The 23,604-nt window shown below is 63.6% G+C and carries 20 protein-coding genes and 2 pseudogenes; 10 read left to right on the top strand and 12 right to left on the bottom strand.

Features of this window, described 5'->3' with window-relative positions:
- Positions 1-29: 29 nt before the first annotated feature.
- Positions 30-2,456, bottom strand: coding sequence for a TonB-dependent receptor (locus ABX298_RS19055; RefSeq protein ID WP_286101867.1), 2,427 nt, complete (start codon positions 2,454-2,456; stop codon positions 30-32).
- A 226-nt stretch (positions 2,457-2,682) separates the two neighbouring features.
- Positions 2,683-3,804: a sigma-70 family RNA polymerase sigma factor gene (locus ABX298_RS19050; protein ID WP_075044242.1), complete on the bottom strand. Its 1,122-nt coding sequence runs from the start codon at positions 3,802-3,804 to the stop codon at positions 2,683-2,685.
- A gap of 135 nt (positions 3,805-3,939) precedes the next feature.
- On the opposite strand from ABX298_RS19050, the gene ABX298_RS19045 reads away from it, so the two are divergent.
- Entirely contained in the window at positions 3,940-4,422 is a 483-nt protein-coding gene (locus ABX298_RS19045) for an LEA type 2 family protein (RefSeq protein ID WP_085693013.1), read from the top strand.
- 18 nt (positions 4,423-4,440) lie between these two features.
- On the opposite strand, the gene ABX298_RS19040 is transcribed toward ABX298_RS19045, so the two are convergent.
- Complete coding sequence (locus ABX298_RS19040) at positions 4,441-4,704, bottom strand: hypothetical protein (RefSeq protein ID WP_025338356.1); 264 nt, start codon at positions 4,702-4,704, stop codon at positions 4,441-4,443.
- A 129-nt stretch (positions 4,705-4,833) separates the two neighbouring features.
- Here ABX298_RS19040 and ABX298_RS19035 point away from each other — a divergent pair, with 129 nt between their 5' ends.
- Positions 4,834-5,154 carry a YqjD family protein gene (locus ABX298_RS19035; protein WP_025338355.1) on the top strand — a complete coding sequence of 107 codons (321 nt, stop codon included), beginning with the start codon at positions 4,834-4,836 and terminating at the stop codon, positions 5,152-5,154.
- Positions 5,155-5,176: 22 nt separating this feature from the next.
- Here the strand turns inward: ABX298_RS19035 and ABX298_RS19030 are convergent, their stop codons facing one another.
- Positions 5,177-5,794: a tRNA-(ms[2]io[6]A)-hydroxylase gene (locus ABX298_RS19030; protein ID WP_075044240.1), complete on the bottom strand. Its 618-nt coding sequence runs from the start codon at positions 5,792-5,794 to the stop codon at positions 5,177-5,179.
- 154 nt (positions 5,795-5,948) lie between these two features.
- On the opposite strand from ABX298_RS19030, the gene ABX298_RS19025 reads away from it, so the two are divergent.
- Positions 5,949-6,812 (top strand): universal stress protein, encoded by an 864-nt coding sequence (locus ABX298_RS19025; protein ID WP_075044239.1) that lies wholly within the window; start codon positions 5,949-5,951, stop codon positions 6,810-6,812.
- A gap of 135 nt (positions 6,813-6,947) precedes the next feature.
- On the opposite strand, the gene ABX298_RS19020 is transcribed toward ABX298_RS19025, so the two are convergent.
- From ABX298_RS19020 to ABX298_RS18990, 7 genes and pseudogenes are all read right to left on the bottom strand, one after another.
- A complete protein-coding gene (locus ABX298_RS19020; RefSeq protein ID WP_015269628.1) occupies positions 6,948-7,151 on the bottom strand; it encodes a formate dehydrogenase subunit delta in 204 nt (67 codons plus the stop codon).
- Positions 7,148-10,030 carry a formate dehydrogenase subunit alpha gene (gene fdhF / locus ABX298_RS19015; protein ID WP_367393477.1) on the bottom strand — a complete coding sequence of 961 codons (2,883 nt, stop codon included), beginning with the start codon at positions 10,028-10,030 and terminating at the stop codon, positions 7,148-7,150. Before fdhF ends, ABX298_RS19020 begins: the two co-directional genes overlap by 4 nt.
- On the bottom strand, positions 10,027-11,595 hold the full coding sequence (locus tag ABX298_RS19010; RefSeq protein WP_367393476.1) for a formate dehydrogenase beta subunit: 1,569 nt from the start codon (positions 11,593-11,595) through the stop codon (positions 10,027-10,029). Before ABX298_RS19010 ends, fdhF begins: the two co-directional genes overlap by 4 nt.
- On the bottom strand, positions 11,589-12,071 hold the full coding sequence (locus ABX298_RS19005; protein ID WP_367393475.1) for a formate dehydrogenase subunit gamma: 483 nt from the start codon (positions 12,069-12,071) through the stop codon (positions 11,589-11,591). The genes ABX298_RS19010 and ABX298_RS19005 overlap by 7 nt, the downstream gene beginning before the upstream one ends.
- A gap of 350 nt (positions 12,072-12,421) precedes the next feature.
- Positions 12,422-13,516, bottom strand: a complete 1,095-nt coding sequence (sfnG, locus tag ABX298_RS19000; RefSeq protein WP_025338349.1) for a dimethylsulfone monooxygenase SfnG — start codon at positions 13,514-13,516, stop codon at positions 12,422-12,424.
- Between the two features lie 176 nt (positions 13,517-13,692).
- A complete protein-coding gene (locus ABX298_RS18995) occupies positions 13,693-13,980 on the bottom strand; it encodes a DUF3077 domain-containing protein (protein WP_085617267.1) in 288 nt (95 codons plus the stop codon).
- Positions 13,981-14,083: 103 nt separating this feature from the next.
- Positions 14,084-14,338, bottom strand: a pseudogene (locus tag ABX298_RS18990) (hypothetical protein); the annotation flags it as partial.
- 483 nt (positions 14,339-14,821) lie between these two features.
- On the opposite strand from ABX298_RS18990, the gene ABX298_RS18985 reads away from it, so the two are divergent.
- From ABX298_RS18985 to ABX298_RS18975, 3 genes and pseudogenes are all read left to right on the top strand, one after another.
- Positions 14,822-15,325, top strand: a complete 504-nt coding sequence (locus ABX298_RS18985; protein ID WP_054572328.1) for a hypothetical protein — start codon at positions 14,822-14,824, stop codon at positions 15,323-15,325.
- 8 nt (positions 15,326-15,333) lie between these two features.
- Entirely contained in the window at positions 15,334-15,774 is a 441-nt protein-coding gene (locus ABX298_RS18980) for a type II toxin-antitoxin system YafO family toxin (protein WP_023660674.1), read from the top strand.
- 538 nt (positions 15,775-16,312) lie between these two features.
- A pseudogene (locus ABX298_RS18975) lies at positions 16,313-16,588 on the top strand (chitin deacetylase); the annotation flags it as partial.
- A 33-nt stretch (positions 16,589-16,621) separates the two neighbouring features.
- Here ABX298_RS18975 and ABX298_RS18970 read toward each other — a convergent pair.
- On the bottom strand, positions 16,622-17,659 hold the full coding sequence (locus ABX298_RS18970) for a sterol desaturase family protein (protein WP_367393474.1): 1,038 nt from the start codon (positions 17,657-17,659) through the stop codon (positions 16,622-16,624).
- A gap of 406 nt (positions 17,660-18,065) precedes the next feature.
- Between ABX298_RS18970 and ABX298_RS18965 the strand changes: the two genes are divergently transcribed.
- The 4 genes from ABX298_RS18965 to ABX298_RS18950 all read left to right on the top strand — a co-directional run bounded on the left by ABX298_RS18965 (position 18,066) and on the right by ABX298_RS18950 (position 23,477).
- On the top strand, positions 18,066-18,935 hold the full coding sequence (locus ABX298_RS18965; protein ID WP_075044234.1) for a GyrI-like domain-containing protein: 870 nt from the start codon (positions 18,066-18,068) through the stop codon (positions 18,933-18,935).
- Positions 18,936-19,137: 202 nt separating this feature from the next.
- Positions 19,138-20,148 (top strand): tRNA dihydrouridine(20/20a) synthase DusA, encoded by a 1,011-nt coding sequence (gene dusA, locus ABX298_RS18960; RefSeq protein WP_085617249.1) that lies wholly within the window; start codon positions 19,138-19,140, stop codon positions 20,146-20,148.
- A gap of 345 nt (positions 20,149-20,493) precedes the next feature.
- A complete protein-coding gene (gene tal / locus ABX298_RS18955) occupies positions 20,494-21,420 on the top strand; it encodes a transaldolase (protein ID WP_025338341.1) in 927 nt (308 codons plus the stop codon).
- A gap of 206 nt (positions 21,421-21,626) precedes the next feature.
- Complete coding sequence (locus tag ABX298_RS18950; protein WP_367393473.1) at positions 21,627-23,477, top strand: alkaline phosphatase D family protein; 1,851 nt, start codon at positions 21,627-21,629, stop codon at positions 23,475-23,477.
- The last annotated feature ends 127 nt before the right edge of the window (positions 23,478-23,604 follow it).

Raw genomic sequence — 23,604 nt, 5'->3', positions numbered from 1 at the left:
CGCGAAGAGGCAAGTTCAGACAACATCAATCAGTAAGCCATGCTCCAGGTCAGGGTGTAGGTACGCCCGCGCCCTTGGTAGTCATACAGGTAAGCCGGCCCGTAGGTAGGCGAGTAGAACAGCGTCGCACGCTGCCCCCAGACCGTGCTGTACTGCTTGTCCAGCAGGTTCTGGATGCCGGCGCTGAAGGTGCCGAAGCCGGTGTCCTGGCTGCCCAGCAGGTCGAAGGTGGTATAGCCGTCGATCTCGTGGTCGGCATCGTCCTTCAGGCTGAAGGCATGGTTGGCCTGCAGCCGTGCACTGCGGCCATCGCCCTTCCAGCCGACGAACGCTGTAGCCTTGGACAACGAGGCATAGCGGGCATCACGCTTGATCCAGCCACCATCGACATCCTCCTCCTCGGAGCGGGTCAGGTGCAGGGTTCCACCGGCTTCCCAGCCGGTCTGGAAGTGCCGGGTCAGAGCGCCTTCGAAACCGAAGTCGCGGCTTTTCTGCTCTTCCACGTTGATGGTCAGCGTCTGCGAATCGACGTTGATGATCTTGTCCGACCAGATGTAATACAGCGCCGCCTGGGCATCCCAGTCCAGGTCGGCATAGCGCCAGCCCAGCTCCACCTGTCGGCTCTTGATGCCGGCCAGCGGGTTGTCGGCCACGCTCAGGCCGGGCTTGCCGTAGTACTTGGCCGGGTCGGGCAGGTCGAAGCCTTCGCCGTAGTTGGTCCATACCTGGTGGCCATTCTTGAAGTCGTAGATGGCACCGACGTTGAACAGGTTGACCTGGTAATCGTTGCTGCCGCCCGGCACACCCTTGAAGTCGCTGACGTCCACATCCATCTGCTGGCGCCGGGCGCCGCCGGACAGGGTCAGGTTATCGGTGGCATGCCAGTCCAGCTGGGCGTACACCGACACGCCATCGACCCGGTAGCTGGGGTAGCGTGCGGCCTTGCTTTCCTTTTCCAGCTCCAGGCCACCCGACTCGGACGACGTCTGGGCGTTGAAGGTGGTCTGTTCGGCATTGAAGCGCTCGCGGTCCAGGTCAACGCCGTAGGTCAGCTTCAGCGCGTCCCACTGCTTGGCGAACAGGCCCTTGAGGCTGGTGACTTCGAAGTTCTGCTGCGAGGCGGCGAAGTACACCCCGCGCGAGCCGGTGGGCGTGGCGCGGTTGTAGTACGGGAACGGGTAGAAGTTGTCGTCTTCCTTGCGGTACGAGGCCTGCAGGTAGAAATCCTGGCCGAGCACGTCGGCGTGGTGGTAGTTGGCGTTCAGCAGCAGGCGCCGGGTGCGCGGCTCCAGGTCCGACGAGTAGCCGCTGCGCAGCTCGGCGTTTTCAAGGTCGGATGGGGCGTTGTGGTTCAGGTTGGGGAAGTAGATGCCGGTGCTGCCGTGGTTGCCCGAGTCATAGTACTGGGCCAGCAGGTCGAGGCTCTGCTGGTCGTTCAGTTGCATCCCCAAGGTGCCGAGCACGTCGATGGTGCGGTTGTACTGCAGGTCGGTCTGGGTGTTGTCGATGAATATCTGGTCGCCGGCGCCATCGTAGAAGGCTTCGTTCTGCTCGCCGGAAACCCCCAGGCGGGCGTTGAACCGCTCGTTGCCACCACTGATCGACTGGGCGAAGCGGGTGGCCAGGTCGTCGCTGTTGTTGAAACCGCTGCTGGCTCCGAGCTGTGTCTCGAAGCGCGCCGGGCCGGGTTCGCCCTTCTTGGTCACGATGTTGATAATACCGCCGGTGGCGCCACCGCCGTAGATGGCACTGGCGCCAGACAGCACTTCGACGCGCTGGACGTTGAACGGCGAAATGCTGTCGAACTGGCGCGACAGGCCGCGCGAGCTGTTCTGGCTGACCCCGTCGATCATCACCAGCACATTGCGCCCGCGCATGTTCTGGCCGTAGTTGGTACGGCCTTCCGGCGCCAGGTCGAGGCCTGGCACCAGCTTGCCGATGGCTTCCTTCAGGCTGACGCCGCTGTCGATCTGCTCGCGCAACTGCTGCTGGTCGACCACCCACACGGTGCCGGGGATTTCGCTGATCGCGGTGCTGGTGCGCGAGGCCACGCTGACTTCGATCGGCTTGAGGTTGACCGCCTGCGGCGCAGCGTCGGCCTTGCGCAGGGTCACCGTGCGGGCATCGCTGAAGTGCCAGCTCATGCCGCTGCCGGCCAGCAACTGCTGCAGGGCCTGCTCGATGCTGTAGCTGCCCTGCAAGGCCGGGCTGGCCTGCCCGGCGACGTCGCCGGTGGTGTACAGCAGGTGCAAGCCGGCCTGGTCGGCGAAGGTGGTCAGGGCCTGGTCCAGCGGCTGGGCCGGCAGGTCGAGCTGGACCAAGCGGGCCTGGGTCTGGGCCTGTTCGGTGGCGGTCGAGGCAAACGCCTGCAGCGGGCCGACCAGCATGGCCAGGGCACTGCAGGACATCAGGGCATGGTGAAGCGGACCGCGGCGGCGGTGCAAGGGCTTGAGCATCAGAGGCACGAATGAGCTTCCTGACAAGTCGTAAATGAGAATTGGTTGCTGATCAGTCCCACTACGACGATCTGGCTGGCAGGAACTTGCAGTGCAAAATAAAAAATTTTTCCTGTGCCGGCCTCTTCGCGGCTAAAGCCGCTCCTACAGGGATCTCCACAGCCTTCCAGACCTGTGCAGTACCTGTGGGAGCGGCTTCAGCCGCGAAGAGGCCGGCACAGGCGAATCAATGAACCACGGCCAACCACGGCAGGTAGGTCACCTTCAGCCCATAGCGCTGCTCAAGGGTCCGCAACAGGGCCTCCGGCTCATCGAGGTCGAACACCCCGCTGACCTCCATCGCCGCCAGCTTGCTATCGGACAACACGATCCGCCCATGCCGGTAACGCTCGAGCTCCGCCAGCACCTGCCCCAGCGGCTTGCCGTTGAAGATCAGCTTGCCGCGCTGCCAGGCCATCTGCGTGCCGGCATCGGCCGCTACTGCCAGTTCATGCTCGCCAACCTTGGCTTCGCCATGTGCCAATACCACGCGGCCATCGCGACGCACGCTGAAGGTAGCCGCACTCCCCTGCACCCGCTCACAGGCCGTGTCGACCACAAAGGGCCGTGAATCATCGGTGGTCTCGAACAAGGCCTCACCAGACTCCAGCACCACCCGCCGCTCACGGTCGCTGAATACCACGCTCAGGGCAGTGGCGCTGTTCAACGTCACCCGCGTGCCGTCGGCCAGGGTAATCACCTGTCGCTCACCGACCCCGGTGTGGTAATCCGCCAGCAGCACCGGCGCCTGCTGCCAACCCGCCGCAGCAACGGCCAACACCAGGGCCGCAGCCACGCCCGCCTGTTTGAGCCAGTTGCGGCAATGGCGCAGGGCCTGGCCGATGTATTTCGCCACCATGCTTTCGGAAACCCCCAGGCGTTGCGCGATCTGCGCCTGGGTCAGGCCGTCGACGCGGTTGAGCAACAGTGCCTGGCGGGCATTGTCGGACAGCTGCAGCAGCGCCTGGTCGAGGATCTGCAGGCGCTCCCGGGCCAGCAAGGCCGCTTCGGGTGCAGGCGCCGGGCAGGCCACCTCACCTGCCCGCTCGCTGTCGTCGTGGCTGGCGGCAATGCGCTGTTCACGGCGCAAGGCATCGATCGCCAGGTTGCCGGCCACGCGGAAGATGAAACTGCGCGCGTGCAGCACCGGCACCGCCTGCTGGTCGATGTTCACCAGCCTCAGGTAGGTTTCCTGCGCGACGTCGGCAGCGCGCTGGCGGTCGCTCATGCGCCGGGTCAGGAACTGCAGCAGGTCGTCGTAGTGCTCCTGGAAACTTGCCAGCAGGCCCGGCGCGGGAGAGGTCAGCATGGGTTTGGGAACGGCCAGTAGGAGAAGTTATCGGGCGTTAATGAGAAACAGTATCTTTCATCTGGGCAGAGACTTTCAACGCCGACGCGTATTTGCCACACTGCCCATTCGCCCACTCTGGCAAGGTCGCACCCCATGGCTGCCCGTCTGCACCGCTACGCCCGCCTGTTCCTGGTCCTGCTGCTGGCCTGCGGCCTGGGGGCCTGTGCGCTGTTCCAGGCACGCGACCCGGTCAATATCAGCGTGATCGGTATCGAGCCGCTGCCCGGGCAGGAGCTGGAACTGCGCATGGCGGTGAAGATGCGGGTACAAAACCCCAACGAGGCGCCGATCGACTACAACGGCATCGCCATCAACCTGGAAGTGAACGGCCAGCCGCTGGCCGCCGGGGTCAGCGACCAGCAGGGGCACATCGGCCGTTATGGCGAAGCGGTGGTCGTGGTGCCGGTGAGCATCACGGCGTTTTCCTTCCTGCGCCAAGCCTATGGGCTGGGCCGGGTGGACTCGTTGCAGGGCCTGCCCTATGTGCTGCGCGGCAAGCTGGCCGGCGGGCTGCTGGGGACCGTGCGCTTTACCGACGAGGGCAAGCTGGACCTGCCCAAGGGCGCCTACTGGTAGGCGCCTGGCGGGGTGTGATCAGCGGTTGGCGCTGGCTGCGGCCATCAGCTTGTTGACTTCGCTGCGCACCATGTTGGCGTATTCGGGCGGCGACATGCCATCCAGCTCGGCACGCACCCACTCGGCCCATTTGCCTTTACGCCGTGGTTTTTCGGCGATCAGCCGCGCCGCTTCGCCCTTGGCCTTGCCCAGGTTGTTCTGCCACAGCTCGAACAGCCGGGCCTTCTCTGCCTCGATCTGCGCCCGTTCCTCGAAGCTCATGTTGGCCAGATTGAAACTCATGAAGGTACCTGCAGGTTTGAAAATGGCCGCTATCTTACACCCAGGTACTGCAACAGCCCAAAGCCGCCGCAACTTTCCCGACGCGCCGGCATCCATTGTTCAAACCACACCATCGACGAGGACGAGTTCATGGCCCGGAAAAACGCCGCGCTGGCCGACAGCGATCAGATCAAGGACCAGGTATTCAGCGAACTGCAGGCGCTGATCGAAGAATCGGAAAGGCTGCTGAACGACAGCGCCGCCCTGGTGGGTGACGAGGCGGAAACCCTGCGCGCGCAGGTAAGCCTCAAGCTACGCCAGGCGCGCCATGCCGCCGACAAGGTGCGTAGCAAGGCGCAACCGGTGGTGGAGGCTACCCAGGACTACATCGGCGGCCACCCGTGGCAGACCGTGGCCATTTCCGCCGGCCTCGGGCTGGTGGTCGGCCTGCTGCTGGGCCGCCGTCACTGACGCCTGGGCCGCCTGGTGCGAATCAGGCGGCCTGCGCCATCGGGATACCGCTGTGGAAGCGCAGCTCCTGGTCCGGTGACTGGATCAGCTCCACCTCCGCTGCGCGCACCACTTCCACCCGGCGGGCGATGTCTGCCTCATCGCCGTAGTTGTGCGCCAGTTTCAGGTACCCCTGGTAGTGGCGCGCTTCGCTCTTCAGCAGGCCGTGGTAGAAGCGGCCCAGCTCCTCGTCCAGGTGCGGTACCAGCGCGGCAAAGCGCTCGCAGCTGCGCGCCTCGATGAACGCCCCCACCACCAGCGTATCCACCAGCTTGACCGGCTCGTGGGCGCGCACCAGGCGCCGCAGCCCCGACGCATAACGCCCCGCCGACACCGGGCGCAGCGGCACGCCGCGGCGCTTCATCAGGCGCAGCACCTGCTCGTGGTGCACCAGCTCCTCGCGGGCCAGGCGCGACATCATGTTGATCAGGTCGAGGTGGGTGTTGTACTTGGCGATCAGGCTCAGGGCGGTGCTGGCAGCCTTGAATTCGCAGTTCTTGTGGTCGATCAGCAGGGTTTCCTGGTCGGCGAGCGCCGCTTCGATCCAGGCGTCTGGTGTCGGGCAACCAAGAAAGGCGTCGATTTCGGGGATCAGGGACATGAGCGTGCAACCACAAAGAACAGGCAGGGCCGGCGATTATACCGGCGGCGGCGGGCGGCGCCAGTGACTATGCTTGATGTACATCAAGCGCCAGCGGGGGAAGCGCCGACTATAGTCAGGCATTGGTCGCCACCTTTGAAGGGAGTTAACGCCCATGCAAGCCGTCCGCAGCATCCTCGTCGTCCTCGACCCCGAGCACGCCCACAGCCGGGCGCTGACCCGGGCCAAGCTGATCGCCGGTGTCACCGGCGCGCGCCTGCACCTGCTGATGTGCGACAAAAGGCATGACCACAGCGCGCTGCTGAGCCTGCTGAGCAGCCAGTTGCATGATGACGGGTACGACAACGTCACCCATGAAGAGGCCTGGCGCGACAACCTGCACGACACCATCATCTACGTGCAGCAGGCCGAGGGCTGCGAGCTGGTGATCAAGGAACACCGCCCGGACAACCCACTGAAAAAGGCCCTGCTCACCCCCAGCGACTGGAAGCTGCTGCGCCAGTGCCCGTGTGCCGTGCTGATGGTCAAGAGCGAGCGGCCGTGGACCGGCGGCAAGGTCCTGGCCGCAGTGGACGTGGGCAACCAGGACGAGGACCACCGCCGCCTGCATGCCAGCATCATCGACCATGGCTATGACATTGCTGCGCTGGCCAAGGGTGAGTTGCACGTCATCAGCGCCCATCCGTCGCCGATGCTGTCGGCGTCGGACCCGGTGTACCAGCTGAGCGAGACCATCGAAAAGCGCTACCGCGAGGCGTGCAAGGCATTCCAGGCAGAGTACGACATCAGCGAAGACCGCTTGCATGTGGCCGAAGGGCCGGCGGATGTGCTGATACCGCATACCGAGAAGAAGCTGGATGCCGTGGTGACGGTGATCGGCACGGTGTGCCGCACGGGGATTTCCGGGGCGTTGATTGGTAATACCTCGGAGGTGGTGCTGGATGCGCTGGAGGGGGATGTGCTGGTGCTCAAGAGCGAGGAGGCAATTGCCCATCAGGCGGAACTGGCCCGCGGCTGAGTTCAATCTGTCAGGGCCCTATCGCCGGCAAGCCAGCTCCCACATCGACCGCATTGACCTCAAGTCATGTGCAGTACCTGTGGGAGCTGGCTTGCCGGCGATGGGCTGCGCAGCAGCCCCATTCAACACCAAACGCTAGGCCAACGCTTCCTGCACCTTCGGGTCCAGCCCCTCCCCTGCATTGGCCTCGATCCATTGCGCCAGTTGCCGGCGCATCGCCGGCGTCCAGAAGCTCTGCAGGTGCTGCCGTACCCCTTGCACCGCCAGCGCCCGGTCTGGCTCGCTGTCGAAGTAATGGGCAATCTGGTTGGCCATCTTGACCAGGTTCTCACTGCTCATCGGCGCACCTCGGCTTTTTCCGCAATACGGCGCTCCTTCAGCAAGCGTCGCTGCTCGTCACTGAAGTCCTGGTAGCGCTTCTGCCACTGCGACGGCTGGAACACTTTCACCACCTCCACCGCCGTCACCTTGTACTCAGGGCAGTTGGTGGCCCAGTCGGAGTTGTCGGTGGTAATCACGTTGGCCCCCGACTCGGGGAAGTGGAACGTGGTGTACACCACCCCCGGCGCCACCCGCGCACTGACCTTGGCGCGCAGCACCGTCTGCCCGGCGCGGCTGCCGATGCCGACCCAGTCACCGTCCTGGATGCCACGGCTTTCGGCGTCGGTCGGGTGGATTTCCAGGCGGTCGGCGTCATGCCAGGCGACGTTGCCGGTGCGCCGGGTCTGGGCGCCGACGTTGTACTGGCTGAGAATGCGCCCGGTGGTCAGCAGCAGCGGGTAGCGGTTGTTGACCTTCTCCTCGGTGGGCACGTAGCCGGTAAGCATGAAGCGCCCCTTGCCACGTACGAACTGGTCGATGTGCATGGTCGGCGTGCCATCCGGCGCTGCGTCGTTGCACGGCCACTGCAGGCTGCCGTGGCGGTCGATCTCGGCGTAGCTGACGCGGTGGAAGGTGGGCGTCAGGCGGGCGATCTCGTCCATGATCTCGGACGGGTGGCGGTAGTTCATCGGGTAGCCCAGGGCATTGGCCAGGGCCACGGTCGCCTCCCAGTCGGCCTTGCCGGCCAGCGGCTCCATGACCTTGCGCACCCGCGAAATGCGCCGCTCGGCGTTGGTGAAGGTGCCGTCCTTCTCCAGGAACGAGCTGCCCGGCAGGAACACATGGGCGAACTTGGCTGTTTCGTTGAGGAAGATGTCCTGCACCACCACGCATTCCATGGCCAGCAGGGCCGCAGTGACGTGCTGGGTGTTGGGGTCGCTCTGGGCAATGTCCTCGCCCTGGCAGTACAAGGCCTTGAAGCTGCCGTCCAGCGCCGCTTCGAACATGTTGGGGATGCGCAGGCCCGGGTCCGGCTGCAGGGTCACGCCCCAGGCACGCTCGAACTCGGCGCGCACGCCCTCGTTGGAAATGTGCCGGTAGCCGGGCAATTCGTGAGGGAACGAACCCATGTCGCACGAGCCCTGCACGTTGTTCTGCCCGCGCAGCGGGTTCACCCCTACCCCTTCGCGGCCGATGTTGCCGGTGGCCATGGCCAGGTTGGCGATGCCCATCACCGCGGTGCTGCCTTGGCTGTGCTCGGTCACGCCCAGGCCGTAGTAGATCGCCGCGTTGCCGCCGGTGGCGTACAGCCGGGCGGCGGCGCGAATCTGCTCGGCAGGCACGCCGCAGACCGGGCCAAGCACTTCGGGGGCGTTTTCCGCCAGGCTGACGAAGTCGCGCCAGCGGGCGAAATCTTCGGTTTCGCAGCGGGCATCGATGAAGCGCTGGGCCAGCAGGCCTTCGGTGACGATCACGTGGGCCAGGGCGTTGAGCATGGCCACGTTGGTACCGGGGCGCAGCTGCAGGTGCAGCTCGGCGCGGGCGTGCGGCGAATCGACCAGGTCGATGCGCCGCGGGTCGATCACGATCAGCCGCGCACCCTGGCGCAGGCGGCGCTTGAGCTGCGAGCCGAATACCGGGTGGGCGTCGGTGGGGTTGGCGCCGATCACCAGCACCACGTCGGCCTGCATCACCGAGTCGAAGCTTTGTGTACCAGCCGACTCACCCAGGGTCTGCTTCAGGCCATAGCCTGTGGGCGAATGGCATACCCGCGCGCAGGTGTCGACGTTGTTGTTGCCGAACGCCGTGCGCACCAGTTTCTGCACCAGGTAGGCTTCTTCGTTGGTGCAACGGCTGGAGGTAATGCCGCCGATGGAATCGCGACCGTACTTCAGCTGGATGCGGCGGAACTCGCTGGCGGCGTAGGTCACCGCCTCGTCCCAGCTGACTTCCTGCCATGGGTCTTCCAGGCGCTTGCGGATCATCGGCTTGGTGATGCGGTCCGGGTGGGTGGCGTAGCCCCAGGCGAAGCGGCCCTTGACGCAGGCGTGGCCGTGGTTGGCGCCGCCGTTCTTGTCCGGGACCATGCGCACCAGCTGGTCGCCCTTCATTTCGGCGCGGAACGAGCAGCCGACGCCGCAATAGGCGCAGGTGGTGATGACCGCACGCTCGGGCTGGCCCAGCTGTACCAGGCTCTTTTCCGTCAGGGTCGCGGTCGGGCAGGCCTGCACGCAGGCGCCACACGACACGCACTCGGAGGCGAGGAAGTTTTCACCACCCGCCGCCGCCACCCGCGATTCGAAGCCGCGCCCGGTGATGGTCAGGGCGAAGGTGCCCTGGATATCCTCGCAGGCACGCACGCAGCGGCTGCAGACGATGCACTTGCTCGGCTCGTAGTCGAAATACGGGTTGGATACGTCCTTTTTCTCGGCCAGGTGGTTGGCGCCGTCGTAGCCGTAGCGCACCTCGCGCAGGCCCACCTGGCCGGCCACGGTCTGCAGCTCGCAGTTGCCGTTGGCCGAACAGGTCAGGCAGTCCAGCGGGTGGTCGGAGATGTACAGCTCCATCACGTTGCGGCGCAGGCCGGCCAGGCGTGGGGTTTCGGTGTGCACCACCATGCCTTCGCTGACCGGGGTGGTGCAGGAGGCCGGGTAGCCGCGCATGCCTTCGATTTCCACCATGCACATGCGGCATGAGCCGAAGGCTTCGAGGCTGTCGGTGGCGCACAGTTTGGGAATGCTGGTGCCGAGCATGGCCGCGGCACGCATCACCGAGGTACCGGCGGGCACAGTGATGGCACGGCCATCGATGCTCAGGCTGACCTGTATCTCGCTGTCACGGGCCGGGGTGCCGAGGTCGCTGCTTTTATCAGAAGCGGGGTCGAAGAAATTGATCACTGCGCGGCCTCCGTGTGGGTCAGCCCGAAATCGGCGGGGAAGTACTTCAGCGCGCTGGCCACCGGATAGGCGGTCATGCCGCCCATGGCACACAGCGAGCCGTATTGCATGGTGTCGCACAGGTCGCGCAGCAACAGAGCCTGGTCATGCCGTTCGGTCATGTCGCTGGTGGCGATCAGCCGGTCGACCACTTCCATGCCGCGGGTCGAGCCGATGCGGCACGGGGTGCACTTGCCACAGGACTCCTCGGCGCAGAACTGCAAGGCAAAGCGCGCCATGCTGGCCATGTTCAGGGTGTCGTCGGCCACTACCACACCACCGTGGCCGAGCATCGCGCCCATGGCGGCGAAGGCTTCATAGTCCAGCGGTGTGTCGAAGTGGCTGGGCGGTACCCAGGCACCGAGCGGGCCACCCACCTGCGCGGCCTTCAGCGGCCGGCCGCTGGCCGTGCCGCCGCCATAGTCTTCCACCAGCTCGCGCAGGGTCAGGCCGAAGGCGCGTTCCACCAGGCCGCCCTGGCGGATGTTGCCGGCCAGCTGGAACGGCATGGTGCCCAGCGAGCGGCCCATGCCGAAGTCGCGGTAGAACGCCGCGCCCTTGGCCATGATGATGGGTACCGAGGCCAGGGTGAGTACGTTGTGCACCAGCGTCGGCAGGCCGAACAGGCCCTGCAGCGCGGGCAGCGGAGGCTTGGCGCGGACGATGCCGCGCTTGCCTTCGATGGATTCGAGCAGCGCGGTTTCTTCGCCGCAGATATAGGCGCCGGCGCCGACCCGCACTTCCAGGTCGAAGGCCTGGCCGCTGCCGGCCACGTCGCTGCCGAGATAGCCGGCGTCACGGGCGATGGCGAAAGCCTGGTCGAGCACGCGGATGGCGTCGGGGTATTCCGAGCGCACATAGATGTAGCCCTTGTCGGCACCCACAGCGAGGCCGGCAATGATCATGCCTTCGATCAGCAGGAACGGGTCGCCTTCCATCAGCATGCGGTCGGCGAAGGTACCGGAGTCACCCTCGTCGGCGTTGCACACCACGTACTTCTGCCCGGCCCCGGCGTCACGCACGGTGCGCCACTTGATGCCGGCCGGGAACGCCGCACCGCCGCGGCCGCGCAGGCCGGAATCGAGCACGGCGGCGACCACCTCGGCACCGTCCAGGGCCACGGCCGCTTCAAGGCCGGCGAAACCGCCATGGGCACGGTAGTCGTCCAGCGACAGTGGGCGGGTGATGCCGGCGCGGGCGAACAGCAGGCGCTGCTGGGTCTTGAGGTAAGGGATGTCCTCGACCGGCCCCAGGGCCAGCGAGTGGCCACCAGGTTCACCGGGCTCACCGGTCAAGGCGTCGAGCAAGGACGGCACGTCTTCCGGGGTGATCGGGCCGAAACCCAGGCGCCCTTGCGCGCTGTCGCACTCCAGCAGCGGTTCCAGCCAGTACAGCCCGCGGGAACTGGTGCGCTGGATGTCCAGCGGCAGCTGGCGGCGCTCGGCCTCACGTTGCAAGGCATCGGCGACCTGGTCGGCGCCCACGGCACGGGCTACCGAATCGCAGGGGATGTACAGCTTCAGCATGCTGCGTCCTCCTGGCAAGCGTTGACCAGCGCGCTCAGGCGCTCCGGGGTGAGGCGCGCATGCACCTGGCCGTCCAGTTCCAGCGCTGGCGAGCAGGCACAGGCGCCCAGGCAGTACACCGGGCGCAGGCTGATGGCGCCGTCGGCGCTGGTGCCGTGGTCGTCCAGCGCCAGCTGTTCGCGCAGTTGCGCGGCCAGCGCCTCGGCGCCCCGGCTCTGGCACGACTCGGCGCGGCACAGGCGCAGGGTGTGGCGCGCCGGTGGCGTGGTGCGGAAATCGTGGTAGAAGCTGATCACCCCACGCACCTCGGCCAGGCTGAGGTTCAGGGCATGGGCAATTTCGGCGACAGCGGCATCGGGGATGTAGCCGATGTCGTGCTGGATGGCATGCAGGATCGGCAACAGCGCGCCGGGGGTATCCTTGTCACGGGCCAGAATGCGGTGGATCACAGGCAGGTGGAGCAATTCATCAGGCATACAGCGGACCTCGGCATCACGGACCCTGCCTGAATTGTTGTGGGGGCAGGTATCCGGCGTGTTCTGCTGCGGCACGCCGGCCACGTCACGGTTGCGTGGTGCCAGCGGCCTCCTTGCCTGCGGCCGCACGTCTGCGCGCGCTGGTCCGAGGCATCCTGCAAGCATGGCACTTGTGGCGCCGGGGGGTTGCGTGCGAACGACCAGGCGCATCCTGAAACCGACGCGGGTTGTTTCTGGCCTTATGCAGTCTGCTGCGCTGTCGCTTGGAGAACTGAGTTCGCAAGCGGTCCGCGTACCCTGTGGGAGCGGCTTTAGCCGCGAAGAATCCAACGCGGTGCATGGCACCGGCTTCAGGCCACCGCCTTGTCCACGCTGCGCCCGGCCTCCAGTTCACGCACCAGCGGCAGCACATGTTCGCCGAAGTACGCTACTTCCTCCTGGAAGTGCAGGAACCCGGACAAGATCAGATCAACACCCACCGCCTTCAGCGCAACGATGCGCTCGGCAATCTGCCGCGGTGTACCGATCAGGTTGGTCTTGAAGCCATCGTTGTACTGCACCAGGTCTTCGAAGCTGGACCTGGCCCAGTTGCCCTCGCCCTCCGGGCTGGCAGAACCGGCATGCTTCACTTCCTGGCCAAACGCCCGCACCGCCTCGGGGTTGGCCTTGTCGATGATCTCCTGCAGCACCGCACGCGCCTGCTCTTCGGTGTCGCGGGCGATGATGAAGGCATTGACTCCAACCTTTACCGAATGGCCGTTGGCCGCCGCCTTGGCGCGGATATCGTCGACCTGCGCCTTGATCCCTTCCACGCTGTTGCCGTTGGTGAAGTACCAGTCCGACACGCGCGCCGCCATGTCCCGTGCGGCACGCGAGCTGCCGCCCTGAAAAATCTCAGGGTGCGGCTGCTGCAGCGGCTTGGGTTTGAGGTTGTAGTCGCGAAAGCGATAGAAGTCACCGTTGAAGGTGAAGTTGTCCTGGGTCCAGATGCCCTTCAGCGCGCGGATGAATTCTTCGGAACGGCGATAGCGTTCGTCGTGGTCCAGCCAGGGTTCGCCGATGGCGTGGAACTCGCCCTTGAACCAGCCCGAGACCACGTTGATGGCGATGCGGCCGTTGGTGAACTGGTCGATACTCGCCAGCTGCTTGGCCGCCAGCGCCGGGTTCCACGGGCCTGGCAGGATGGCGGCGATGACCTTGAGCTTTTCCGTGGCAGCGAGCAGCGCGTGGCTGATGGTGACCGACTCGTGCTGGTTGTCGGCGCCGTAGCCGGCGGTGAAACGGATTTGCGACAGGGCGTAGTCGAAACCAGCCTGTTCGGCGATTTGCGCGAGCTTGCGGTTGTAGTCGATGTCCCAACTGGTGCGCTGTTCGATGGTGCTGACCACCAGGCCACCACTGACGTTGGGGACCCAGTAGGCGAACTTGATCGGGGCGTGGCTCATGGTAAGGCTCCTTGGTGATCCTCGGGTTCAAGGAGGCAGGAGCAGCAAACATGCCAGGCTTTAAAGTGTTTTTATTTCAATTGGTTAGCTGAAATTGGCGGCGATGTTGGCTGAATGCGGTCGAACAAGCTGCTGGATCGCTGTTGCCTGTACAACATCGCCGCCCCGGGGGCAGGTCAGCGGTTCTTGCGCATGCCCATATGCGCGTCATCCATCAGCGCCTTGGCCATGTCGCAAAGAAAGTGCGAAGCCCAGACCAGCACCGGTTCGTTGTCCATAACCCCGATAAACGATGCTCGCCGTGAGCAATCCATCAAGACCGACGCTTGTTCGATGGCATGGTCGCAGCAGTTTCCCGGTTCTACGCGGAACAGTTTCCTGCCGTCCAGCACACCGTCCAGGAACGTGGCCGCGCCTACGGTCAGGCCCAGTGTGCCGGTGTCGTCATCCAATTCCTTGTCCATCTGAAACCCTCTTTTGAATCTGCCGGCCAGTGCGATTTCCCGGTTGCAGTCCCTGGCAGGAAAACCACACCGCCCAGGCTGGCAAAATTTGAAAATCAGCCCAATGCAATGTATGCACCGGCTGCCCGTCCCGGAGCTGCACCTGCGCAATCGCCGACTCCAGCAGCGTGCGCACAGCCTCCATTTCATGCATGACCGCGAGGGTCATGATCGTGGCGGGAGACCTGGGGAGCGAGGCTATCGCGTGATGGCCTACGGACAAGGCGCAGAGCACGTATTCCGTGGCCTGGATCAGGGTGTCTTCCAGGTGATGGGGTGACTCAGTGGAGAAAGGTGGATCGGGAACGAGTTTCAGCATGACAGCCTCCAGACAATAACAAGTCGGACCGTCGCCAGATCACTTGCAGATGATAGGGTGGCGGCTACATGCGGGCCTGCAAGACCGGGCTTGGAGGTCGATTCCCGGCTGGCCCGAAGACCACCCGCACGCAGCCACCGTTGAACGAAGCCAACAGCAAACTGAGACCAAACCAAGCATCGGGCTTGCAGACCCGGTCGTTGAATTTGCAACGACAGGGCGAGACTAGGGGGCTCAGGTTTCCATCGCAATGGTGAAACGGCTTGAAAAGGATGATTCAGAAATGGACTACGAGGAAGGGGAAAAAACTGATTCGGTCTTGTAGGACCAGCTCGCACCGACGCACCAGAACCATACGCTCAACGTTTTTTAGGCTTACAATTTCCAGACTTGGCAGCAATTGACTATCAGGCTTCAACGCCGATAATTGCCCCCAAGTTTTCAGTAATCGCAGCAAAATCCGAGCAGCAAATGGAGGTATTCATGCCAGTCAAAGCAGCAGCACCGGCGCTCATCGTCGCCGCGCTCGCATTGGTGGGTGATTACACAACTCTCTCACTTCAATCACGTGCCGTTGAGGTTCGTGAAGCCAGCGCTACTCCCCCCTCTTCCCCTGACCTGCGCAGCGTAATCGCTGAGCTGACTCATGGCTGGCTGGTCCTGGAGTCGATCTATTCGAGGCGTGTCGTTGCACTCATGAAATCGGACACCTTCGACCAGACCAAATACCTCAAGAATGCTGAGTTGCTCAAAGCGGTAAGGCAGTTGGAGGGCGGACTGCAAGCGGCAAACGTGCCAACCGCTCTTTACGATGAGCACCAGAACCTGCGCCGAGCAGTGGCCAAGGTACGCAGCAAAATGGTTGTCATCGATGGGATCTACCAGCAGTTCTTCCTCACGCCGGATGAGTTCCAGAGCGCACTGAGTGCCCCTGGCCTTCGCGATCTTGCCGATCACACTACCCGCAAGCTCAACCGACTGGCGTAAGGTGACCAATGCCAGTCGAGGTTTCATTTCATCCCGAAACGTTTGAAGAGTTCTTCCTTCCTGTCGATGCGAAACATCCCGGCTTGTCGGAAGTGTTGAAAAGCGAATTCCTACGCTACATCGAATCCAGGCGCCAACTCATCCCCTCGATATTCGGGCGGGACGTACCTTACACGCAGCCGCCACTTGCGTTTCAGGCTTGTCTGATGCACATCCATATCTGCATCCCGCCTGCCCTATTCCCCAAAAACGTTCCTCAGCATGACAGAGTTTGCAAGATGGGACGGCCGGGTGATGACGCAGCACTCATCTACGTCCAGGGCGAGTTGTATGAAGATCGCTATCTGATACTGGCCTTTTTATGGCCGGATGCGCACACCAAAGCCCGGGATATTTCGACCATGCAGTATCTGGCTCGACTGGCGAAAGAATGGCGCGATAACAATTGATCGCGATTATCCGAAACGACGGCGTGACTCTCGGATGGCTGGCGTAGATTGAGGTGTAAGGGCGACCACGCCATCGCAACGGAAACACACACCCACCCATCGTCCGCACCGTAGCGCAGAACTGTGTAAATAACGCTTTCAGGACTAGCCCCGACTGCCCAGTTCGCAGGTAAACCCTCCCAACTACACGAAAACCGACGCTGCTCAGCGCCACGGCGGCGGGCGGGCTCTCATAGAGCAGCACATAACTCATTGCATTAGCAGGGAACCTGTGGGAGCGGCTTTAGCCGCGAACACCGGCGCAGCCGGTGCCATGCACCGCGTTGGATTCTTCGCGGCTAAAGCCGCTCCCACAGAGTACGCGCCGGCACAGGCCAACGGGCTGGACGATCTTCCAATGGGATCACGGCAAGCCGCATTGCAACCACCACGGACGGTACCCATGCATTCACTGACTGACGAACAAGTGCTGGCAATCATCCACGAGAACCCGATAAACCGGGTATTACTGGCCGCCCTGCCCGCGCTGGATATCCAGCTGGTCAACAACGACGCCCGCTATCTGCTGCCCAATGGTTTCGCCTGCGATGAAGACTTCTTCCGGCTGCTAAAGGATGCTTTCGACCTGTTGTGGCAGGAGGGCGCGCACCACCCGAAGATGATGAGCATGGGCCTGCATGGGCGGATCAGTGGCCATCCTGGTCGTGCGATGGCGCTGGCGCGCTTTCTCGATTACGTGCAGGGCCACGACGGGGTGTGGGTCTGCCGGCGCGAAGAGATTGCCAGGCACTGGATAGCCCAGTTCCCCACCTGAGCGGTCAGTCGTTCGCAACAAACACGGGACCAGCTAACGGCCTGCCCTGCCGGACGCGCCAAGCACAGCCTTGCGCTGGCATTTCACCAGGACCTTGCGGCCTGTTTCGACAAAGGGCGTGACAATCAGGCTATAGACCGTCAGGTAACGCTGGTGGTCTTGCTCGCCAGTGCCGAAGCGGATGCTTTCGGGCGTTGATGTGGTGACATAGAGCGTGCCGAACATCCAGTCCCAGAGGGACAGGTTGGTGCCGAAGTTCCGGTTGAAATGGCGTGGGGCATCACTGTGATGGATCTGGTGCTGGGCCGGGCTGTTCAACACATGTTCCAGCTGCGGGCCGAACGACAGCCAGACATGGCTATGCCGCAGGTTGGCCGCCAGGCTGTTGAAGATGAACACCAGGTAGGTCACGCCGAACAGGGTGTAGCGGCTGACTTCACCGCCGCAAAGGTACCAGAAGCATCCGGCGTAGAAGCCGATGCCAATGCCGGTGCTCAGTTTCTCGACGATCTTTTCCACGAAATGCACCCGGCTCGCCGTCGCCGGCACCAGCACGGGCGCCGAATGATGGACCTTGTGAAAGGCCCAGAGCCAGCGGGAGTGAAAGGCCCGGTGCGCCCAGTAATGGATGAAGTCCTTTAGCAGGAACACCCCCAACCCGTAGAGCAGGGACAGTGCAAGGTTCTCGCCCAGGCGCGGGCGCGCGCCCCAGAGGTTGCTGAAAAAGGCCAGGTAATCGCCGGAGCGCAGGATGTAGGGGTCGACCAGATGGACGACGGGCAGCACCAGCGCAACCTTGAGGATGGCCCGCACGAAGTAGTAGCGGTAGTCCAGCAGCGCCGAGGGATGCAGATGTACCCGGGCGCCACCGATGAATTGCCAGAACGACTGGGCGTCGCTCAGGCCGCGCCGCTTCCTGAAACGGAACAGGCCGTAGGCTGCGCCATAGGAGATGCAAAGGAACAAGGCCCCGAAACGACCGTTCATATTGAAAATGCCGAGAAACTGGTCGGTAACGGGCGTAATTACCCACTCGGTCAGGTGCTCAAAGACAAGCGACTGGGCATCCACGAAACGTCAGCCTCGGCAAAAAGGGACGCAATTGTAAATCAGATTGATTTACTCGAGTGGTTTTATGCATGGCCTGGTGCTGCCTCACCAGTTCCCGCCTGCAGGCACTGCCGCAGTTGAAAGTGGGCGACGGAGTGCGCTGGCGAGGCTCGGAGTTCATTGATCAGCGAACGACCCGCTTCGCCCAGTCGACCGATCATGCCGGGCCGGTTACGCTGGCGCTTCCCCTTGCACGGAAGCGCCAGCGATCGCATTCACCCTGCTGCCCTCCCCTGCGAACACCGAAAGCACCGGTGCCATCCACGGCACGGTCAAGACAATCCCCGATACAGCAATCCCGGCTAGGCGCCTGCATGGCTGAACAACGGATGCTAGCGCTCACCGCATCTCCCGGAGATTCCGTTCGTTGACTGACTCACAGCACAAAGCGACCTACGCGAAACGGTTCGAAGCCGTGCTTGCCTACATCGACAGCCACCTCGAAGGTGACCTGTCGGTATATGCCCTGAGCCGCGTCGCCCACTTCTCGGCATTTCATTTCCATCGGCAGTTCACGGCATACATGGGCGTTCCGGTTTCACGGTATGTGCAACTGATGAGGCTTCGACGCGCGGCGCACCAACTGGTTGCCTCGCCTGCCATTTCCGTACTGGAAGCAGCTTTCGGCGCCGGCTTCGAAAGCCCCGAAGCCTTTTCCAGGGCCTTCAAGCGTGCTTTTGGCGTGGCACCGAGCGTATTCGCCAAGGCCCCGAACTGGCAGGCCTGGAGTGCGGTTTTCGTTGTTCCTCATCTTTCAAGGAGTATCACCATGCAGATCCGCATCTTGGATTTCGCCGAAACCCATGTGGCCGCGCTCGAACACCAAGGGGCGCCCGGCCTGGTCAGTGAAAGCGTTGCGCGCTTTCGCCAATGGCGCATTCAGAGCGGCCAGTCACCGGTGGCCAGCAGCCGAACCTTCGGCATCCCCTACGACAACCCCGACACCACCCCGGCGCACGCCTTTCGCTTCGCCGTGTGTGGCGAAATATGCGAAGCCGTGCAGCCCAACCATTTCGGCGTGCACGAACGCATCATCCCGGCGGGCCGCTGCGCCGTGATCCGGCATACTGGCTCGCCTGACTACATTGGCGAAACCATCTATCCGCTTTATCGGGACTGGCTGCCTTCGAGCGACGAGGAACTGCGGGATCATCCGTTGTTCTTTCACTACTTGAGCGTGTATCCGGAAACGCCGCTGGAGCAATGGCAAACGGATATCTACGTGCCGCTCAAGTAAGTTGGCTGGTGGCTATCTGGGGAGAAGGCTGCAGGGCCGCGCATAGATCGAGTCCAGACGGATGCCCGGCTCTCTTGGTAAACTAGCTGCCTGCCCTGGCTATCACCGAGCTACTTGCCGTCGACTTTTGCCAGAGCGCGCAACCGGATTGCTACAAACACATTCGAAACTGCTGAATTTGGTACAAGACACGTTGAACGATATGACCACAAACCCAGGCTCTAACCCAGCAACCACGCGCCCTGAGCCTTCCCGTCGCTTCAGCGTTGCACCGATGATGGACTGGACCGACCGCCACTGCCGGTTCTTCCTGCGCCTGCTTTCCAAAAACACCCTGCTGTACACCGAAATGGTCACCACCGGTGCCCTGCTGCACAACGACGCCCACCGTTTCCTGCGCCACGACGTCTCCGAGCACCCGCTGGCGCTGCAACTGGGCGGCAGTGTGCCGGCCGACCTGGCTGCCTGTGCCCGCCTGGCCGAGGAGGCTGGCTACGACGAGGTCAACCTCAACGTCGGCTGCCCGAGTGACCGGGTGCAGAACAACATGATCGGCGCCTGCCTGATGGCCCACCCGGCGCTGGTGGCCGATTGCGTGAAAGCCATGCGTGACGCGGTGTCGACCCCGGTGACGGTCAAGCACCGCATCGGTATCAATGGCCGCGACAGCTACGCCGAGCTGTGCGACTTCGTCGGCCAGGTGCGCGAGGCAGGTTGCCGGAGCTTTACCGTGCATGCGCGCATCGCGATCCTGGAAGGTTTGTCGCCGAAGGAGAACCGTGAGATTCCGCCGCTGCGCTATGACGTGGCGGCGCAGTTGAAGGCGGACTTCCCGGACCTGGAGATCGTGCTCAACGGCGGGATCAAGACCCTGGACGAGTGCCAGGCACACCTTGAAACCTTCGATGGGGTGATGCTGGGGCGCGAGGCGTACCATAACCCTTACCTGTTGGCCGAGGTGGACCAGCAGCTGTTCGGCAGCGAGGCGGCGGTGGTCAGCCGCAGCGAGGCGCTGGCGCAGTTGCGGCCTTATATCGTCGCGCACATGGAAAGTGGTGGCGCGATGCACCACGTTACCCGGCATATTCTGGGGCTGGCCCAAGGGTTCAAGGGGGCGCGGCGCTTCCGCCAGTTGCTGTCGGCGGATATCCACAAGGCGGCGGAGCCGTTGGCGGTGTTCGACCAGGCGGTGGAGTTGTTGCAGGGGCGGTGATTCAGCAGGTGGGCCTCATCGCCAGCAAGCCATCCCCTGCAGGATGCTGCAGGGGTTCAGATATATGCAGATCCTGTGGGAGCGGGTTTACCCGCGAAGAAAACAACGCGGTACATGGCACCGGCTTCGCCGGTGTTCGCGGGTAAACCCGCTCCCACAGGGATGGCGCAAACCACCACATTTTGTGTAAGCCAGTTGTATCTCCAGCGGCCCTTGCAAGCAGATGCGGAACCTCGGGGCCGCTTGCGACTCGAATCCTCACCTTTCGCACCGCGCTTCGCGAGCCCTTGAGTGGCCGTCGGGGCTCGGGTAATGTCGAGTCATTGCACAGGACAGAGCACGCCCATGACCTCCAAGCTGGAACAACTCAAGCAGTTCACCACCGTGGTCGCCGACACCGGGGACCTGGACGCCATCACCCGCCTGAAACCGGTCGATGCCACCACCAACCCGTCGCTGCTGCTCAAGGCTGCGGCCATCCCGGGTTACGCCGATCTGCTCAAGCAGGTTAAGGCCGATGCAAAGGGTAATGTCGACCTGGCCTGCGACAAGTTCGCGGTGGCCGTGGGCTCGGGCATCCTCAAGGTCATCCCGGGGCGTATCTCCACCGAGGTCGATGCCCGCCTGTCGTTCGATGAACCCGCCCTGCTGGCCAAGGCGCGCAAGCTGATCGAGCTGTACGAAGCCGCTGGCATTGGCCGCGACCGCGTGCTGATCAAGCTGGCCTCCACCTGGGAAGGCATCCGCGCCGCCGAAAAGCTGGAGAAGGAAGGCATCCAGACCAACCTCACCTTGCTGTTCTCCTTCGCCCAGGCCCAGGCCTGCGCCGATGCCGGGGTGTTCCTGATTTCGCCGTTCGTGGGCCGTATCTACGACTGGTACAAGAAGAGCACCGGCAAGGAATACGTGGGCGCCGAAGACCCGGGCGTGCAGTCGGTCACTCGCATCTACAACTACTACAAGGCCAACGGCTACAACACGGTGGTCATGGGTGCCAGCTTCCGCAATATCGGCCAGATCGAGCAGCTGGCCGGCTGCGACCGCCTGACCATCAGCCCAGAGCTGCTGCAGCAGCTCAGCGATGACCAGGGCGACCTGCCGCAGGTGCTGAAGCCGGGCAATGCCGGCGAGCCCAAGCAACAGCTGAACGAAAGCCAGTTCCGCTGGGCCATGAACGAAGATGCCATGGGTACCGAGAAGCTGGCGGAAGGCATTCGCCAGTTCGCACGGGACCAGGAGAAGCTGGAGAAGTTGATGGCTGAAAAGGCCTGATACATTTCGGGATTGCCTGACGGGCGGGAAGTGTTCAGCATTTTCCGCCCGTTTTGTTTTACCTGGCCTTAGATTTGTATTGAATTCCAGGGCCTCTTCGCGGGTAAACCCGCTCCCACAAGGATCCCCACAGGCCAGAAGTTGGCGCTGTACCTGTGGGAGCGGGTTTACCCGCGAAGAGGCCCGAGAAGCCACCTGAGCTGTCGATGACCTCCTCTACGCTATTGCCCCTCGTACTCGCCGGCCCGGTACTGCGCCGCCTGGAACCCCAGCGCCTGGCCATCTGGCTGGTCGCCACGCAACCGCTGCAACCCGAATTCATCCTCCCGGCAGGCGAGGCCCAGGTCGATTGCCAGGTGGTCGCGGTGGGCCAGCACGCCTTCATCCACCTGCTGGACATCCACTTCGCCCAGCCGCTGCCCTGCAACCAGCTGCTCGACTATGACCTGCTCATCAACGGCCAGGGCATCGCCGGCTGGGCGCCGCACCTGCTCTACCCCGGCGCCCGGCGCCCAAGCCTGGTGCTGCGTGATCGGCTCGACCACCTGCTGCACGGTTCCTGCCGCAAGCCACATTTTCCGGCCGCCGATGGCCTGCTCTGCGCCGACCGCCTGCTGCAGGCCTGCGAAAGCCCCGCGGACCGCCCCGCCGTGCTGCTGATGACCGGCGACCAGGTCTATGCCGACGACGTCGCCGGCCCGATGCTACGCGCCATCCACAGCCTGATTGCGCGCCTGGGCCTGTTCGACGAGCAACTGGAGGGCGCGGTGGTGCCCGACAGCCAGGCGCTGTACCAGCACCCAGCCTGCTATTACCACCGCGCCGACCTGCTGCCGGCGCAGGAACGCAACGAAACCCTGCGCGAGCGCTTTTTCGGCGGCAAGCGCAAACCGATCTTCTCGTCCAGCAACGCCGACAATCATCTGGTGACCTTCGCCGAGGTCATGGCCATGTACCTGCTGGTGTGGTCACCGGTGCCCTGGCAGCTGGTAAACCTGGACATGCCCAACGGGCTCACCGCACCGCGCCAGGCCCGTTACCGGCATGAGCTGCCGCTGATCCAGGCGTTTGCCGACAACCTCGGCCAGATAGCGCGAGTGATGGCCCACCTGCCGTGCCTGATGATCTTCGACGACCACGACATCACCGACGACTGGAACCTCTCGGCGCTGTGGGAAGAAACCGCCTACGGCCACCCCTTCTCACGGCGGATCATCGGCAATGCCCTGCTCGGCTACCTGCTGTGCCAGGCCTGGGGTAACGACCCGCAGGGTTGCAAGCCCCTGGTCGGGCAATGCCAGGCGTTGAACAGCCAGACCCAGGATGAGCTGATCGGCGCACTGCTGCGCTTCCAGGGCTGGCAGTTCAGCCTGCCCACCAACCCACCCTTGCTGGTGCTGGACACCCGCACCCGCCGCTGGCGCAGCGAAAGCAGCCTGGCCAAGCCGTCCGGCCTGCTCGACTGGGAGGCGCTGAGCGAGTTGCAGCAAGCATTGCTGGACCACCCGTCGGCGATCATCGTGTCGCCTGCGCCGATTTTTGGCGTGAAGCTGATCGAGACGGTGCAAAAGCTGTTCAGCTGGCTGGGCTACCCGCTGCTGGTGGATGCCGAGAACTGGATGGCCCATCGCGGTGCAGCGCAGGTCATCCTCAACATCTTCCGCCACTCGCGCACGCCGGGGCACTACGTGGTGCTGTCCGGCGATGTGCATTACTCGTTCGTCTATGAAGTGCTCATCCGCCACCGCCAGCGCAGCCCGCACTTGTGGCAGGTGACCAGCAGCGGGATCAAGAACGAATTCCCGCGGCGCCTGCTGGATGTGCTCGACCGGCTCAACCGCTGGCTGTATGCGCCACGCTCGCCGCTCAACTGGTTTACCAAGCGGCGGGAAATGGAGGTGGTGCCGCGTACACCCAGCCATAGCAAGGCTGGCGAGCGGTTGTGGAATGGCGCGGGGTTGGGGCAGGTGTTCTTCGATGAACAGGGGCGGCCAGCGCGGGTGTATCAGTTGGATGCGCGTGGGGGTGAGGCTACCGAGTTTGCGCGGCGGGGGTGATCAGGCAGGTAATGCTTGTGTTGGCCATACCGGCCTCTTCGCGGGTAAACCCGCTCCTACAGGTAGAGTGCATGACTCAAGACTGGTGCATAACCTGTGGGAGCGGGTTCACCCGCGAAGAGGCCGG

Source organism: Pseudomonas sp. X4, assembly GCF_040784925.1.
Classification (GTDB): domain Bacteria; phylum Pseudomonadota; class Gammaproteobacteria; order Pseudomonadales; family Pseudomonadaceae; genus Aquipseudomonas; species Aquipseudomonas putida_Z.
The sequence above is the reverse complement of the archived record's forward strand: the minus strand, read 5'-3'. Positions and strand labels throughout refer to the sequence as shown.

What these genes read in the sequence shown, in the direction of transcription:
- ABX298_RS19055 (WP_286101867.1), bottom strand. Translation starts at nt 2,456, where the DNA reads ATGCTCAAGCCCTTGCACCGCCGCCGCGGTCCGCTTCACCATGCCCTG.
- ABX298_RS19050 (WP_075044242.1), bottom strand. Translation starts at nt 3,804, where the DNA reads ATGCTGACCTCTCCCGCGCCGGGCCTGCTGGCAAGTTTCCAGGAGCAC.
- ABX298_RS19045 (WP_085693013.1), top strand. Translation starts at nt 3,940, where the DNA reads ATGGCTGCCCGTCTGCACCGCTACGCCCGCCTGTTCCTGGTCCTGCTG.
- ABX298_RS19040 (WP_025338356.1), bottom strand. Translation starts at nt 4,704, where the DNA reads ATGAGTTTCAATCTGGCCAACATGAGCTTCGAGGAACGGGCGCAGATC.
- ABX298_RS19035 (WP_025338355.1), top strand. Translation starts at nt 4,834, where the DNA reads ATGGCCCGGAAAAACGCCGCGCTGGCCGACAGCGATCAGATCAAGGAC.
- ABX298_RS19030 (WP_075044240.1), bottom strand. Translation starts at nt 5,794, where the DNA reads ATGTCCCTGATCCCCGAAATCGACGCCTTTCTTGGTTGCCCGACACCA.
- ABX298_RS19025 (WP_075044239.1), top strand. Translation starts at nt 5,949, where the DNA reads ATGCAAGCCGTCCGCAGCATCCTCGTCGTCCTCGACCCCGAGCACGCC.
- ABX298_RS19020 (WP_015269628.1), bottom strand. Translation starts at nt 7,151, where the DNA reads ATGAGCAGTGAGAACCTGGTCAAGATGGCCAACCAGATTGCCCATTAC.
- ABX298_RS19010 (WP_367393476.1), bottom strand. Translation starts at nt 11,595, where the DNA reads ATGCTGAAGCTGTACATCCCCTGCGATTCGGTAGCCCGTGCCGTGGGC.
- ABX298_RS19005 (WP_367393475.1), bottom strand. Translation starts at nt 12,071, where the DNA reads ATGCCTGATGAATTGCTCCACCTGCCTGTGATCCACCGCATTCTGGCC.
- sfnG (WP_025338349.1), bottom strand. Translation starts at nt 13,516, where the DNA reads ATGAGCCACGCCCCGATCAAGTTCGCCTACTGGGTCCCCAACGTCAGT.
- ABX298_RS18995 (WP_085617267.1), bottom strand. Translation starts at nt 13,980, where the DNA reads ATGGACAAGGAATTGGATGACGACACCGGCACACTGGGCCTGACCGTA.
- ABX298_RS18985 (WP_054572328.1), top strand. Translation starts at nt 14,822, where the DNA reads ATGCCAGTCAAAGCAGCAGCACCGGCGCTCATCGTCGCCGCGCTCGCA.
- ABX298_RS18980 (WP_023660674.1), top strand. Translation starts at nt 15,334, where the DNA reads ATGCCAGTCGAGGTTTCATTTCATCCCGAAACGTTTGAAGAGTTCTTC.
- dusA (WP_085617249.1), top strand. Translation starts at nt 19,138, where the DNA reads ATGACCACAAACCCAGGCTCTAACCCAGCAACCACGCGCCCTGAGCCT.
- tal (WP_025338341.1), top strand. Translation starts at nt 20,494, where the DNA reads ATGACCTCCAAGCTGGAACAACTCAAGCAGTTCACCACCGTGGTCGCC.
- ABX298_RS18950 (WP_367393473.1), top strand. Translation starts at nt 21,627, where the DNA reads ATGACCTCCTCTACGCTATTGCCCCTCGTACTCGCCGGCCCGGTACTG.